Here is a 14,062-nt window from a genome sequence, read left to right as displayed (position 1 = left end):
CCTTTCCCCCGACGCGCTCTCTGCGCGTCGCTGTGGAGCACTCGTCACATGAACTGCCTTGACCGAGCTGCGTTCTGATCCGCGCTACGGTGCGCCCCGGACATCCGGGCACGCAGGCAGGAATGACGGCATGATTGCTATGAGATCACCCGGAAGCTGAATTCGCTCGTGAGGCGGGTTCTTCACGGGTGCACGCACAGTTTACCACCTCGCCCCCGGCGTTTTTGACGCTAGGCGGCGGGCGTGTCCGCGCTCTCGACGGCGACGGGGGTGACCGTCGCGCCCTTGAAATCGACCGCCAGCATGAGCGGCTGCCAATCGGACTCGGCCTCGCTCGCGACGAGCTCGGCGGCGGCGAGCCGCTGGCTCGGATCGCTGCAGAGCACGAGGATCGAAGGACCGGCGCCGGAGACGACGGCCGCGAAGCCGCGCGCGCGCAGCAGCGTGATGAGACGGTTGGTCTCGGGCATCGCCGAGGCGCGGTAGCTCTGGTGGAGCTTGTCCTCGGTCGCGGCGTGCAGCAGCTCGGGGCTCTGGATGAGAGCGGCGACGAGCAGGGCGGAGCGGGAGACGTTGAAGACGGCGTCCTCGTGCGGCACGGACTCCGGCTGGAGGCTGCGGGCCAGCGCCGTCGACATGACGTGCGACGGGACGAGCACGAGGGGCGAGACGCCGCGGTGCACGATCAGCTTCTTGAACTGCGGTCCCTCGGGGGTGACCCACGCGATGGTCAGGCCGCCGAACAGGGCGGGCGCGACGTTGTCGGGGTGCCCCTCCATGTCGTTGGCGAGCGCGAGCAGGCTCTGGGCGTCGAACTCGACGACGCCTTCGAGCAGGCCCTTGGCCGCCATGATGCCGGACACGATGGCGGCGCCGGAGGATCCCATCCCCCGACCGTGCGGGATGCTGTTGCGCGCGACCAGCGAGAGGCCGGGCAGCGGGTGGCCGACGGACTCGAAGGTGTGCGCGATCGCGCGGACGACCAGGTTGGTCTCGTCGGTCGGCACCTCGCCGGCGCCGACGCCGATGACCTCGACCGTCGCGCCCGGCTCGTCGCGGACCGAGACCTGCAGCTCGTCGTAGAGGGCCAGCGCCAGGCCGAGGGTGTCGAACCCGGGGCCGAGGTTGGCGCTGGTCGCGGGGACCTTGACCTGGACGGAGCGGCCGCGCAGCGCGTCGGCCGAGAACGTCACGCCGTCGCTCCGCTCGGGACGAGCCCGAGCACGTCGGCGATGGTCGCGGTGTCGATCGGGACGACCGTGGGCTGCACGTCCGAGCCGTCCGCGGTGCGGAGGGCCCACTGCGGGTCCTTCAGGCCGTGGCCGGTGACCGTGAGGACGACCGTGGAGCCCGCGGGGATGACGCCGGCCTCGGCACGCTCGAGCAGGCCGGCGACGCTGATCGCGGACGCCGGCTCGACGAAGATGCCGACCTCGGACGAGAGGATGCGGTGCGCCTCCAGGATCTTGGCGTCGTCGATCGCGCCGAAGTAGCCGTCGCTGTCGTCCCGGGCGTTGAGCGCGAGCTCCCACGAGGCGGGGTTTCCGATGCGGATCGCGGTGGCGATGGTGTCCGGGTCCTTGACGGGGTGGCCGAGCACGATCGGGGCGCTGCCGGCGGCCTGGAAGCCGAACATCCGGGGCAGCCTGGTGGTCTCGCCGCGCTGCAGCTCCTCCGTGTAGCCGCGGTGGTAGGCGGTGTAGTTGCCGGCGTTGCCGACGGGGACGATGTGGAAGTCCGGTGCGTCACCGAGCACCTCGACGACCTCGTACGCGGCCGTCTTCTGGCCCTCGATGCGGTCGGGGTTCACCGAGTTGACCAGATGCACCGGGTAATTCGTGGCGAGGTCGCGGGCGATGTCGAGGCAGTCGTCGAAGTTGCCCTGCACCTGCAGCAGCTGGGCGTTGTGGGCGATGGCCTGGCTGAGCTTGCCCATCGCGATCTTGCCCTCGGGCACGAGCACGACGGCCTGGATGCCGGCGTGCGTCGCGTACGCCGCGGCGGAGGCGGAGGTGTTGCCGGTGGAGGCGCAGATCACGGCCTTCGCGCCGTGCTCGACGGCCTTCGAGATCGCCATGGTCATGCCGCGGTCCTTGAAGGACCCGGTCGGGTTCATGCCCTCGAACTTGACGTAGACGTCGGCGCCGGTGCGGGCGGAGAGCGCCGCGGCCGGGATGAGCGGCGTGCCGCCCTCGCCGAGCGTCACGATCGGCGTCGCCTCCGAGATGTTCAGGCGGTCCGCGTACTCGCGCAGGACGCCACGCCACTGCCGGCTGTAGGACTTCTCGGGCATTACGATCCTTCGACTCGGAGAACGGATGAGATGGCGGTCACGACATCGCTGGCCGCGAGCGCCTCCACGGTCGCCGCCAGAGCGGCCTCCTCGGCCTCGTGGGTACCGATGACCAGGGTAGCGGTGGGCGCGCCCGGGCCGTGAATCGCAGCGTTACCCGAGATGACGACGGCTCCCGTCGTGCTCGGCACCGACTGCTGCATGGTCTCGACGCTGACCCCGCCGTCGCTCAGGATGCGCGCGACCGACGCGAGCACGCCCGGCTGATCGGTCACGTCGAGCGTGATCTGGTAGCGGGTGACCACCCGGCCGATGTCGAGCACGGGGAGGTCGGCGTGCGTCGACTCCGCCACACCCGGGCCGCCGACGACGTGGCGGCGGGCGGCCGAGACGACGTCGCCGAGCACGGCCGAGGCCGTCTCGACACCGCCGGCACCTGCGCCATAGAACATGAGGTCGCCCGCGGCTCCCGCCTGCACGAAGACGGCGTTGTGCGCGCCGTGCACGGCGGCGAGCGGGTGGTGGCGGTCGATCAGGGCCGGGTAGACGCGGGCCGAGACGCCCTCCTCTCCCGTCTCCGGATCGGTCATGCGCTCGCAGATGGCGAGCAGCTTGATGACGGCGCCGGCCTCGCGGGCGGCATCCACCTGGGCGGTGGTGATGCCGGTGATGCCCTCGCGGTAGACCCGGTCGAGCGGGACGGTGGTGTGGAACGCGAGGCTGGCGAGGATGGCCGCCTTCTGCGCCGCGTCGTATCCCCCGATGTCGGCGGTCGGGTCGGCCTCGGCGTAGCCGCGCTCGGTGGCGGTCGCCAGGGCGTCCTGCAGGTTCTCGCCGTTGACGTCCATCCGGTCGAGGATGAAGTTCGTCGTGCCGTTCACGATGCCGAGGATGCGGTTGACCCGGTCGCCGGCGAGGCTGTCGCGCAGCGGACGGATGATCGGGATGGCGCCCGCGACGGCGGCCTCGTAGTAGAGCTGTGCGCCGACCTGCTCGGCCGCCTCGAACAGTTCGGGGCCGTGGGTGGCCAGCAGCGCCTTGTTCGCGGTGATGACATCGGCCCCGGAGTTGAGGGCCTCCAGCACGTAGCCGCGGGCCGGCTCGATGCCGCCCATCAGCTCCACGACGATGTCCGCACCGAGGATGAGGGAGCTCGCGTCGGTGGTGAACAGCTCGCGCGGCAGGTCGACGTCGCGCGGGGCGTCGACGTCGCGCACGGCGATGCCGACGAGCTCGAGCCGGGCCCCGACGCGGGAGGCGAACTCGTCGCCCTGCTCCAGCAGCAGACGCGCCACCTGCGATCCGACGGACCCGGCCCCGAGCAGGGCGACGCGGAGGTTGCGGTACTCGATCATCGGTTGACTCCTTCACCGGCGGTGCCGTCGTACGCGGCATCGCGCGCCAGCAGATCCGCCTCGGTCTCGCCGCGCACGATCACGCGGGCGTCGCCGTCGCGCACCGCGATCACGGGCGGGCGGCCGAGATAGTTGTAGTTGCTCGCCAGCGACCAGCAGTAGGCGCCGGTGGCGGGGACGGCGAGCAGGTCGCCGGGCCGCACGTCGGAGGGGAGGTATTCGGCGTCCACGACGATGTCGCCGCTCTCGCAGTGCTTGCCCGCGACGCGGACGAGCGCGGGGGCGGCGTCCGACACGCGGCCGGCCAGCCGGACGGAGTAGTCGGCGCCGTAGAGCGCCGGGCGGGCGTTGTCGCTCATGCCGCCGTCGACGCTCACGTAGCGGCGCACCGCGGTCTCGCCGTCGTCCTCGGCCGCGACGAGCACGTCCTTGGTGGTGCCGACCGTGTAGAGGGTGAGCCCGGCGGTGCCGATGATCGTCCGGCCCGGCTCGAAGGCGACGACGGGCGTCGGGATCTCGAGCTCGGCGCATCCCGCGGCCACGGTCTCCGCGATGCGGCGCGCCAGCTCGGCGATCGGCGCGGGGTCGTCGACGGAGGTGTAGGCGATGCCGAAGCCGCCGCCGAGGTTGAGCTCGGGCACGTCGCCGCCGGCGAGGAGGTCGCGGTGCACGGCGAGCAGCCGGGCGGCGGACTCCACGAACCCGTCCGCGCCGAAGATCTGCGAGCCGATGTGGCAGTGGAGGCCGAGGAAGCGCAGTCCCGCGTGCGAGCGGATGCGCGCCACGGCGTCGGCCGCATCGCCGAGCGCGATGCCGAACTTCTGGTCCTCGTGGGCCGTGGCCAGGAACGCGTGGGTGTGGGCGTGCACGCCGCTGTTCACCCGGAGCCGGACGTTCTGCACGCGCCCGTGCCGCTCGGCCGCATCGGCGACGCGGTCGATCTCCTGCAGGCTGTCGATGATGATCGCACCGATGCCGACGGAGACGGCGCGGTCGATCTCGGCGATCGACTTGTTGTTGCCGTGGAAGCCGAGCCGCTCGGGGTCGACGCCCGCGGCCAGGGCCACGGCCAGTTCGCCCCCGGAGCAGATGTCGATGTTGAGACCGGCGTCGGCCATCCAGCGCGCGACCTCGATGGAGAGGAAGGCCTTGCCCGCGTAGTAGACCTTCGCGGCGGTGCCGACCTCGGCGAAGGCGGACTGCAGGGCGTCGCGCACCTCGGCGGCGCGCTCCCGCGCCTCCCGCTCGTCGATGACGTAGAGCGGGGTGCCGAACCGGGCGGCCAGATCGGACGCGCGCACGCCTCCGACGATGACCTCCCCCTCGTCGCGCACGACGGTGCGGGACCAGAGACCGGGGACGAGCGCGTTCGCATCGTCCGGAACATGCAGCCACGGGGGTGCGAGGGGATTCGGAGCCATAGGGAGAACCTCACGGGAACGACGAGTGGGAGTCTCTCAGGCGAGCGGACCCGGATTGGCCCCTGAAGCCGGTGGAGAAGTACGAGAAGTCTACCGATGCTGCCGGGAGCCTCCGGACAGTGTTACGTGCAGCTCCCCTTGCTGCCGAGGAACTTCTCGTCCATCACGAAATCGTGCGCCGTCAGCGTGACGGTGGCGTGGCCAGGGGTGATCGCGATGTCGGAGACCTGGACGCCGTCGGGAAGGTACTGGGCGGCGCAGACCGGGAACGGGCCCTGGTCGGTGAGCGCCTGCAGCAGCCGGGTGAGGTTGACGTCGGCGCCGGAGCCCGTGTCGAGGGACGCCTTGTCCGGCTGGAGGAGCACCTCCTTGCCGGCCGCCTTGGGCGTCGCCGTGACCGAGTAGCCGACCGGCAGGCCGAGCAGGTCGATGCTCCCCTTGTAACCGAGGACGCCGTCGCCGAGGGTGATGTCGCCGGTCGCACCGGGGATCGTGACCAGCTTGTTGAGCGACGCCTGCGAGATGCTGAGCGTGCCCGTCGCGGCCGAGATCGGCTTGCTGAAGTCGGTGGGAACGCCCGTCGCGACGATGGAGGCGCTGAGCGGCGCCCCCTTGACCGTCAGCTCCGGCGCGTCCAGCTCCACGCGCTGGAAGGTGCCGGCGAGGTACTGCTGCAGCACCGACACCCCGCCGATGTGCACGTGCACGTCGCCGGAGATCTCCGCCGGCAGGCTCTTCTCGATCTCGGACGACACCCGCTGCTCGGCGTACGCGCGCGCGGCGATGTCGGCGACGACGAGCAGCACGATCAGCACGACCAGCGGAATCAGGGTCCAGAGCAGCACCCGCACCCAGCGGGGCCGTCGCGTGCGTGCGGACGTCGTGCCCGGCGTGGCCGCCGGGTCGGGGAGGATCTGGGTGGGCTGCTCGCTCATCCGGTCACATCCGCTCGGGAGCGGACACCCCCACGAGCCCGAGGCCGTTGCGGATGACCTGGCCCGTGGCGTCGTTCAGCCAGAGGCGGGTGCGGTGCGCGTCGGTGACCGGCTCCTCGCCGAAGGGGATGACGCGGGTGGAGCCGTCGCGGACCGCGTACCACGCGTGGTACAGCCCGGCGACCTCCTCGATGTAGCGGGCGACGCGGTGCGGCTCGCGCAGCTCGGCGGCCTGGGCCACCACGCGCGGGAACTCCTGCAGCGCGCCGAGCAGCGCGCTCTCGCTCTCGTGCGTGAGCAGCTCCGGGCGGAACACGCTGCGGTCCACGCCCGCCTTCGCGGCGTTGGCCGCGACGGAGCAGGTGCGCGCGTGGGCGTACTGCACGTAGTAGACGGGGTTCTCGTTGCTGCGCTTGCTGAGCAGGTCGAGGTCGATGTCGAGCTGCGAGTCGGTGGACGAGCGGACCAGCGAGTAGCGGGCGGCGTCGACGCCCACCGCGTCGACGAGGTCGTCGAGCGTGACGATCGTGCCGGCGCGCTTGGACATCTTCATCGGCTCGCCGTCCTTGACGAGGTTCACCATCTGCCCGATGAGGATCTGGAGGTTGACGTTCGGCACGTCGCCGAAGGCCTCCGTCATCGCCATCATGCGGCCGATGTAGCCGTGGTGGTCCGCGCCGAGCATGATGATGTTCTGCTCGAAGCCGCGCTCGCGCTTGTCGAGGTAGTAACCGAGGTCGCCGGAGATGTAGGCGGGCTCGCCGTTCGAACGGATGATGACGCGGTCGCGGTCGTCGCCGAAGGTCGTGGTGCGCAGCCAGATGGCGCCGTCCGCCTCGAAGATGTGGCCCTGCTCCCGGAGGCGCTGGATGGCGCGCTCGACGGCGCCCGACTCGTGCAGCGAGTCCTCGTGGAAGAAGACGTCGAAGTCGACCCCGAACGAGTGCAGGCGGTTCTTGATCTCCTCGAACATGAGCGCCGTCCCGCGCGAGCGGAAGACCTCCTGCTGCTCGTCGCGCGGGAGGGAGGCGAGGTCGCCGTCGAAGCCGTCGGCCACCGTCGCGGCGATCTCGCCGATGTAGGCGCCGCCGTAGCCGTCCTCGGGCGTCGGCTCGCCGAGGTAGGCGGCGAGCAGGCTCCGCGCGAAGCGGTCGATCTGCGAGCCGTGGTCGTTGAAGTAGTACTCGCGCGTGACGTCGGCACCCGCGGCCTGCAGGATGCGCGCGAGGCTGTCGCCCACCGCGGCCCAGCGGGCGCCGCCCATGTGGATCGGGCCGGTCGGGTTGGCGGAGACGAACTCCAGGTTCACGAGCAGGCCGTGGTAGACGTCGCTGCGCCCGTACGCTTCGCCGGCCTCCAGGATCGTCTGCGCCAGCTGGCCGGCGGCGGCCGCGTCGAGACGGAAGTTGATGAAGCCGGGGCCGGCGATCTCGGCCGAGGCGACGCCGTCGATGGAGGCCGCGGCCTCGGCGATCTCGGTCGCGAGCTCCCGCGGGTTCGCGCCCACCTTCTTGGCCAGGCGCATGGCGACGTTGGACGCCCAGTCCCCGTGCTCGCGGTTCTTCGGCCGCTCGAGGGGCACGTCGTCGAGGGTGATCGTCAGCTCGCCGAGGTCGGCACCCTCCGCTCGGCGCCGGTCGACGACCGCGGTCACGATGTCGAGCAGGGCGGCGGAGAGGTCTGCGGGAGTCATGAGGACCGATTCTACCGGGCGCGGGAAGGCATCGATTCCCTAACGAAGCGGGCGGCCGTGCCGTCCCGGCGGGGAGCGCCGCGCGACCGCTTGATAGTCTCGACGGGACGTACACGCCGACACGGAAGACCGAGCGCCACCATGCCCTACTCCGCCCGATCCGCCCTCCGCGCCGTCGTCGTCGCGGCGACCCTGACCGGTGCGCTCGCGCTCGCCGGCTGCGCCCCGACCGCGAGCCCGTCCGCCTCCCCCACGGCCACCACCGGCGGAGGGGCCGCCACCACCAAGCCGTCGGCCACGCCCACGCCGACGCCCACCGAGCCGGCCACCCCCGTCACGCTCACCTGCGACCAGATCGTCACCGCCGACCAGCTGTACGCCTACAACCCCAACTTCGGCCCCAACCCCGACTACAAGCCCAAGGACGGCAGCCTCGAGAAGAAGGTCGCCGACTGGCAGGGCGCCACCTGCTCCTGGCTCAACCAGACCAGCGGCGACGTCATCCAGATCGCCGTCGCCCAGCCGCCGGCGAGCCAGCTCGACGCGCTCAAGAACGCCGCGATCACCGACGCGCAGCCCGTCCCGACCTACGGCGCCCCGCCCATCGAGGGCTACTTCAAGACCGGCGACTCCGGACAGGTGCAGATCTTCCGCGGCGCCTTCTGGATCGTCGCCGAATCCACCGCCTTCTTCGAGCCCGGCGACGCCGCACCGCTCATGGAGAACGTGCTGGGGAACCTGCCCGCCGGCTGACCCACACGGCCGCCGGCACTCGCACCCGGCTGTGCGAGCGCGACGGAAAAGTGATGCTAGCCTGGACGGGCACTCCTGGCCCCCATAGCTCAGGGGATAGAGCGTCTGCCTCCGGAGCAGAAGGCCGTAGGTTCAAATCCTACTGGGGGCACCGGAACACGACGAAGGCCCCTCTCCTGCGGGAGAGGGGCCTTCGTCGTGTGCGGGGACCGATTGGTAGTGTCTGAATCCGAGTCGAACACGCACAGCACGGGGGGAATGTCGATGTCCGTCCTCCGTCCTCGTCTGGCCACGCAGGGGGCGTCCGGCGTGACGATCCGTCCACGCGGCTACAGCCCGCTGGGCGTGACCGCGTTCTTCGTGCTCGCAGCCGCCGTCATCGCCGTGGTCGCGTTCGTCGCCGAGAGCGTCGCGCTCCAGGTGGGCACGGGATTGCTGGCGGTCGCGGTTCTGGGGTGCGGAGTCGGGCTCCGTGGAGTGATGGAGTCGACATCCCCGCGCTCGATCCGGATCGATCCGTCGCCCGGAGGCGTTCGATTCACTCCGACGCGCGCCGTGCGCTCGACGTTCCTCGTGCTGGGGCTTCTCCTGCTCGCGCCCGCCGTCGCCTTCCTCATCCTCCGGTACCTGGCGATCCCCTCCGCGGGGCCGGTCGACGTCGAGCGCTGGTACGTCCTGGGGATCGGCCTCGTGGGGGTGGGCGTCGTCGCACACGAGGTGTGGATCCTCCGGATCCCGGCCGGCCTCACGCTGACCGAGCACGGCGTCTCCGGAACGCGAGGGGCCGGACGTATTCGCCTGACCTGGGACGAGGTGGCGACGGTCGGTGTCGTCGACCTGCGCGGCGCTCACCTCCTCCTCACGACCACATCGGGCGAACGGATTCGCATCGCGCCGTACTGGATCGGCTCCGATCCGAACGTGGTCGCGCCGATCGTCCGGTACTTCCTGCACGATCCCGCTCGGCGACACCTGCTCGGCGGCGACCCGCGCGCGGCGATACGACGCGTGGAAGAGGCGGCAGCCGGGTCAGAGCCCGGCTGAGCAGCGCGGGCGACTCCGCCCGGCCGTGACCGCGTACCATTGACCGGTCATGGACTGCTCGTACTTCGATGCCGGCGTGTGCCGGTCGTGCACGCTGATGGGTGTGCCGTACGCCGAGCAGCTGGCGGAGAAGGATCGGTCGGCCCGTGTGCTGCTGGCGCCCTTCGGGGACGCCGCGTGGCTGCCGCCGGTCGCTAGTGCGGAGTCCGGGTACCGCAACAAGGCGAAGATGGTGGTCGGCGGCACGCTGGAGCAGCCGACGATCGGCATCCTGGACGAGCGCGGCCGGGGCGTCGACCTGCAGGAGTGCGGGATCTGCGCGCCGGGGGTGCGCGCCGCCCTGCCGGTGCTCGCCCGGTTCATCACGCGCGCGCGGCTGGTCCCCTACAGCGTGCCGGAACGGCGCGGGGAGCTGAAGTACGTGCTCGTCACCCTCTCCCCCGACGACGAGCTGATGATCCGGTTCGTGCTGCGGGACGAGTCGGCGGTCGCGCGCATCCGGCGCGAGCTGCCCTCGCTGCTCGTGGAGCTGCCGAACACACGCGTGGTGTCGGCCAACATCCAGTCCGAGCACAAGGCGGTGGTCGAGGGCGACCGGGAGATCGTGCTGACGCCGGACGCGTCGCTGGTGATGCGGGTCGGCGGGGTCCCCCTGCGCTTGCGTCCGCAGAGCTTCTTCCAGACGAACACGGCGGTGGCCGAGGAGCTGTACGGCCAGGTGAGCGCGTGGGTCGACGAGGTGTCGCCGGCGAGCGTCTGGGACCTGTACTGCGGAGTGGGCGGATTCGCGCTGCACTGCGCGGCGCCCGGGCGGCGCGTGGTCGGCGTGGAGACGAGCCGGGAGGCGGTGAAGAGCGCACGCTCGACGGCCGCGGCGGCGGGCCTCCCCCAGCTCGCGTTCCGCGCGGAAGACGCGACCGCGTTCGCGCTGCGGGCGAAGACGGCTCCGGAGCTGGTGATCGTGAACCCGCCGCGGCGCGGCATCGGCACGGAGCTGGCCGACTGGCTCGAGGGCTCCGACATCCCGCACGTCGTGTACTCCAGCTGCAACCCGAAGAGCCTCGCGACCGACCTGGCCCGCATGCCGTCCTACCGCATCCGCACCGGCCGCGTGCTCGACATGTTCCCGCAGACCGGCCACCTGGAGGTGGCGGTCCTGCTCGAACGCGCCTGACGGGCGCACGCACGCAACGAGGGGCGCGTCTCGCAACGCACCCCTCGTGATCCGGTCATCAGCTCGCGAGCGACTCCGACCGCTTCGGGAGCACCCAGCCCGGGCGCGCGAAGTGGCAGGTGTAGCCCCACGGGATGCGCTCCAGGTAGTCCTGGTGCTCGGGCTCGGCCTCCCAGAACGGCCCGGCGGCCTCCACCTCGGTGACGACCTTCGCGGGCCAGAGCCCGGAGGCGTCGACGTCGGCGATGGTGTCCTCCGCGACGCGGCGCTGCTCGTCGTCGGTGTAGTAGATCGCCGACCGGTAGCTGGTGCCCACGTCGTTGCCCTGGCGGTTCTTCGTCGAGGGGTCGTGGATCTGGAAGAAGAACTCCAGCAGCTCACGGTAGGAGGTGCGCTCGGGGTCGTACTCGATCTCGATCGCCTCGGCGTGGGTGCCGTGGTTGCGGTAGGTGGCGTTCGGCACGTCGCCGCCGGTGTACCCGACGCGGGTGCCGGTGACTCCCGGGCGCTTGCGGATCAGATCCTGCATGCCCCAGAAGCAGCCTCCGGCGAGGATCGCCTTCTCTGTCGTCATTCGTTCGTTCTCCTTTACTTCTCGAAAAGCCGGCGGTAGACGCCGTAGCCCTGCTGCTCCAGCTCGGCGAGCGGGACGAAGCGGAGCGCGGCGGAGTTGATGCAGTAGCGCATGCCGCCCTCGGCGATGGGACCGTCGTCGAACAGATGCCCCAGGTGGCTGTCGGCCTGGCCGGAGCGGACCTCGGTGCGGCGCATCCCGAACGTGCGGTCGGTGTTCTCGATGATCTCGGCGGACTCGATCGGCCGGGTGAAGCTCGGCCAGCCCGATCCGCTGTCGAACTTGTCGGTGGACGAGAACAGCGGCTCGCCCGAGACGACGTCGACGTAGATGCCGTCCTCGTGGTTGTTCCAGAACTCGTTGCGGAAGGCGGGCTCGGTCGCCGCCTCCTGGGTCACGGCGTACTGCCGCTTGGTGAGGCGCCCGATCGCATCCGGGTCCTTGGTGTAGCGCGGTGTCACGTTCTCCTGTGTCACGATTCCTCCTCGGTGCGGTTGCCGCCTGCTGCGGCCCGCACTGAGGAGAACAGCGCAGGGGCGCTGGTTGGTCCCACTGATGCTGAGTCTTCGCTGTGAGCGGTCGCGGGGCTAGCCGCGCGCGGACCGGTCCCCTACTCTGTGGCTGTTCCACCGCCTCTCCCGCACGACCCCACTGCCTCGTCCCGGTACGGCACTACGGAAGGAACCCCGTGTCACTCCCCACCATCGTCCTCGTCCATGGAGCCTGGGCCGACGCGTCCAGCTGGAACCCCGTCATCACGGCGCTGCGTGAGCGCGACTTCACCGTGCTCACCGTCCCGAACCTCCTGCGCGGCATCGCCGGGGACGCCGCCTACGTGGCCTCCGCCGTCGCCCAGCGCACCAGCGGACCCGTGGTCCTCGCCGGTCACTCGTACGGCGGCGCCGTCATCAGCGGTGCCGCGCTCGGCGGCGGCGATGTGCGCGCCCTCGTCTACGTCGACGCGTTCCTGCCCGACGACGGGGAGAACGTGGTCGGCCTGCTCGCCGGCACGGGATCCGCGCTCGACGTGCCCGATCCGACCGCCGTGCTCGACGTCGTCGGCTACCCGGGAGCCCCGGAGGGCGACGCGGACGCGTACCTGAAGGCGAGCACCGTCCACGACTCGTTCGCGCAGGACCTCGACCCCGCCGTCCGCGAACTCGTGTTCGCGACCCAGCGCCCCATCGCGCTGGCCGCCAACGTCGGGCCCGCCGGCCCTCCCGCCTGGCGTCAGCTGCCGAGCTGGGCGCTCGTCGGCACCGAAGACCGCATCATCCCTCCCGCGGCCCAGCGCCGCATGGCCGAACGCGCCGGCTCCACGATCGTGGAAACCCCTGCCGGACACGTCTCCATGCTCGCAGCGCCGGATGTCGTCACCGGGGTGATCGTCGCCGCCGCGGAATCCCTCGGCTGAGCGACGCCGGCCGTGAGAGCCGACGTCCCCCAGGCGTCCTCACGGCCGGGCCTGCTCCTCCCCCTCCGCGTCCTGCTGAACCACCGGGATCGCCTCGGTGAACTGCGCGCCGCGCTGCTCCTTCTCGGGCGAACCGCCGAAGAGCCGGGCCTCGTCGTGCGACTGCGACTGGGCGCGCGCGGTCGGGACGGTGGGCGCGGGAGGCTCCACCAGCTCGACGCGCGAGCGCGGGAGCGACGCCGGCGCGTACCGCTGCATCCAGTCGACGAGACGCTCGCGGACGAGGCAGCGCAGGTCGAACAGGGTCGGAGCGTCCTTGGCGGTGACGAGCACCCGCACTCGCACCCAGCCGGCGACCGCGTCCGTCACCTGCAGCACGCCCGTCCGGCCGTCCCACAGGTCGGTGGCGGCCAGGATGCGGTTGAGCTCGGACCGCATCCCCGCCGGTGACACCCGCCAGTCGAGGTCGAACTCGACGGAGCCGAGCAGTTCGCTGTGCTGGCGCGTCCAGTTCTCGAACGGTTTCGTGGTGAAGTAGGTCGACGGCAGCACGAGCCGACGGTCGTCCCACACGTGCACGACGACGTAGGTGAGCGTGATCTCCTCGATCGTCCCCCACTGCTGCTCGACCACCACGACGTCGTCGAGGCGGATGGCGTCGCTGAAGGCCAACTGGATGCCCGCGAACAGGTTGGCGAGGCTCGACTGCGCCGCGACACCGGCGATGATGCCGATGACGCCGGCGGAGGCCAGCAGGCTCGCACCGGCCGCCTGCAGCGCCGGGAACGTGAGCAGCACCGCCCCCAGGCCGATGACCACCGCCGCGACCACGGTGAGGCGCCGCAGGATCAGCACCTGCGTGCGCACCTTTCGCGCGTACCGGTTGTCCGGCACGTCGAGCCGGTAGCGGGCGAGGCCGAGGTCCTCCACGAAGACCACCATCGCCGCGGCGAACCAGACGCCGGTGACGATGGACAGGATCAGCATGGTGTGCTGGATGCCCTGCTGCCAGCCCGCGGGGACCTCCGGCGGCAGGGCGACCGCGATGGCGATCCAGAGCACGGCGACGAGCAGGAAGAGGCGGAACGGCACGCGCGCGTTCCTGACCAGCAGTTCGGGCCAGGTGCGCCGGCGGGCGACCGCCCGCAGGACGGCGCCGACGATGGCGGTGACGACGATCGCGAGCACGACGGCGACGACGCACGCGACCGCGAGTCCTGGCCAGGTTCGGAGGGCGGACACGACGGGAGGAGCTCCTTCGGGATCGGGACGGGGGTGCCGTGGAGTGTACGCCCGGGCCGCGCTACGCTGAGGGCTTCGGGGGAATCGGTCGGTCGGCGAGGGAGCAGGAGACAGGCATGGCGGCAACACGGACACTCTTCGTCGGCGGGACCGGGGTCATCAGC

At 71.2% G+C, this 14,062-nt stretch carries 13 protein-coding genes and 1 tRNA gene; 5 read left to right on the top strand and 9 right to left on the bottom strand.

Going from position 1 to position 14,062, the window contains the following annotated elements; translation table 11 throughout:
• Window positions 1–230: 230 nt before the first annotated feature.
• From thrB to argS, 6 genes are all read right to left on the bottom strand, one after another.
• Window positions 231–1,193 carry a homoserine kinase gene (gene thrB, locus BGO91_RS12900; RefSeq protein ID WP_290473159.1) on the bottom strand — a complete coding sequence of 321 codons (963 nt, stop codon included), beginning with the start codon at window positions 1,191–1,193 and terminating at the stop codon, window positions 231–233.
• Complete coding sequence (thrC, locus tag BGO91_RS12895; RefSeq protein ID WP_290473158.1) at window positions 1,190–2,293, bottom strand: threonine synthase; 1,104 nt, start codon at window positions 2,291–2,293, stop codon at window positions 1,190–1,192. The genes thrB and thrC overlap by 4 nt, the downstream gene beginning before the upstream one ends.
• The gene (locus BGO91_RS12890; protein ID WP_290473157.1) at window positions 2,293–3,648 is read right to left on the bottom strand and encodes a homoserine dehydrogenase; all 1,356 of its coding nucleotides are present in this window, start codon (window positions 3,646–3,648) and stop codon (window positions 2,293–2,295) included. Before BGO91_RS12890 ends, thrC begins: the two co-directional genes overlap by 1 nt.
• The gene (lysA, locus tag BGO91_RS12885; protein WP_290473156.1) at window positions 3,645–5,069 is read right to left on the bottom strand and encodes a diaminopimelate decarboxylase; all 1,425 of its coding nucleotides are present in this window, start codon (window positions 5,067–5,069) and stop codon (window positions 3,645–3,647) included. Before lysA ends, BGO91_RS12890 begins: the two co-directional genes overlap by 4 nt.
• 122 nt (window positions 5,070–5,191) lie before the next feature.
• The gene (locus BGO91_RS12880; protein ID WP_290473155.1) at window positions 5,192–6,004 is read right to left on the bottom strand and encodes a DUF2993 domain-containing protein; all 813 of its coding nucleotides are present in this window, start codon (window positions 6,002–6,004) and stop codon (window positions 5,192–5,194) included.
• 4 nt (window positions 6,005–6,008) lie between these two features.
• Window positions 6,009–7,697 (bottom strand): arginine--tRNA ligase, encoded by a 1,689-nt coding sequence (gene argS / locus BGO91_RS12875; protein WP_290473154.1) that lies wholly within the window; start codon window positions 7,695–7,697, stop codon window positions 6,009–6,011.
• Window positions 7,698–7,838: 141 nt separating this feature from the next.
• Between argS and BGO91_RS12870 the strand changes: the two genes are divergently transcribed.
• From BGO91_RS12870 to rlmC, 4 genes are all read left to right on the top strand, one after another.
• Window positions 7,839–8,450 (top strand): iron ABC transporter ATP-binding protein, encoded by a 612-nt coding sequence (locus tag BGO91_RS12870; protein WP_290473153.1) that lies wholly within the window; start codon window positions 7,839–7,841, stop codon window positions 8,448–8,450.
• Between the two features lie 78 nt (window positions 8,451–8,528).
• Window positions 8,529–8,601 (top strand) — tRNA-Arg (locus BGO91_RS12865).
• A gap of 158 nt (window positions 8,602–8,759) precedes the next feature.
• Window positions 8,760–9,494: a hypothetical protein gene (locus BGO91_RS12860; protein WP_290473152.1), complete on the top strand. Its 735-nt coding sequence runs from the start codon at window positions 8,760–8,762 to the stop codon at window positions 9,492–9,494.
• Window positions 9,495–9,543: 49 nt separating this feature from the next.
• A complete protein-coding gene (gene rlmC / locus BGO91_RS12855; protein WP_290473151.1) occupies window positions 9,544–10,668 on the top strand; it encodes a 23S rRNA (uracil(747)-C(5))-methyltransferase RlmC in 1,125 nt (374 codons plus the stop codon).
• Between the two features lie 58 nt (window positions 10,669–10,726).
• Here the strand turns inward: rlmC and msrA are convergent, their stop codons facing one another.
• Complete coding sequence (gene msrA, locus BGO91_RS12850; protein ID WP_290473150.1) at window positions 10,727–11,242, bottom strand: peptide-methionine (S)-S-oxide reductase MsrA; 516 nt, start codon at window positions 11,240–11,242, stop codon at window positions 10,727–10,729.
• Between the two features lie 14 nt (window positions 11,243–11,256).
• On the bottom strand, window positions 11,257–11,703 hold the full coding sequence (gene msrB, locus BGO91_RS12845; RefSeq protein ID WP_290473361.1) for a peptide-methionine (R)-S-oxide reductase MsrB: 447 nt from the start codon (window positions 11,701–11,703) through the stop codon (window positions 11,257–11,259).
• 227 nt (window positions 11,704–11,930) lie between these two features.
• Here msrB and BGO91_RS12840 point away from each other — a divergent pair, with 227 nt between their 5' ends.
• On the top strand, window positions 11,931–12,656 hold the full coding sequence (locus BGO91_RS12840) for an alpha/beta hydrolase (RefSeq protein WP_290473149.1): 726 nt from the start codon (window positions 11,931–11,933) through the stop codon (window positions 12,654–12,656).
• Window positions 12,657–12,695: 39 nt separating this feature from the next.
• On the opposite strand, the gene BGO91_RS12835 is transcribed toward BGO91_RS12840, so the two are convergent.
• Window positions 12,696–13,898, bottom strand: coding sequence for a mechanosensitive ion channel domain-containing protein (locus BGO91_RS12835; protein WP_290473148.1), 1,203 nt, complete (start codon window positions 13,896–13,898; stop codon window positions 12,696–12,698).
• Between the last annotated feature and the right edge of the window lie 164 nt (window positions 13,899–14,062).

Source organism: Leifsonia sp. 71-9, assembly GCF_001898805.1.
Lineage (GTDB): Bacteria > Actinomycetota > Actinomycetes > Actinomycetales > Microbacteriaceae > Leifsonia.
Note: the sequence above shows the minus strand (reverse complement) of the source record. Positions and strands in the feature narration are given on the sequence as shown.

Excerpts from the sequence above, each read along its gene's own strand:
- thrC (WP_290473158.1), bottom strand. The coding sequence starts at position 2,293 with ATGCCCGAGAAGTCCTACAGCCGGCAGTGGCGTGGCGTCCTGCGCGAG.
- BGO91_RS12890 (WP_290473157.1), bottom strand. The coding sequence starts at position 3,648 with ATGATCGAGTACCGCAACCTCCGCGTCGCCCTGCTCGGGGCCGGGTCC.
- lysA (WP_290473156.1), bottom strand. The coding sequence starts at position 5,069 with ATGGCTCCGAATCCCCTCGCACCCCCGTGGCTGCATGTTCCGGACGAT.
- BGO91_RS12880 (WP_290473155.1), bottom strand. The coding sequence starts at position 6,004 with ATGAGCGAGCAGCCCACCCAGATCCTCCCCGACCCGGCGGCCACGCCG.
- argS (WP_290473154.1), bottom strand. The coding sequence starts at position 7,697 with ATGACTCCCGCAGACCTCTCCGCCGCCCTGCTCGACATCGTGACCGCG.
- BGO91_RS12870 (WP_290473153.1), top strand. The coding sequence starts at position 7,839 with ATGCCCTACTCCGCCCGATCCGCCCTCCGCGCCGTCGTCGTCGCGGCG.
- rlmC (WP_290473151.1), top strand. The coding sequence starts at position 9,544 with ATGGACTGCTCGTACTTCGATGCCGGCGTGTGCCGGTCGTGCACGCTG.
- msrA (WP_290473150.1), bottom strand. The coding sequence starts at position 11,242 with ATGACGACAGAGAAGGCGATCCTCGCCGGAGGCTGCTTCTGGGGCATG.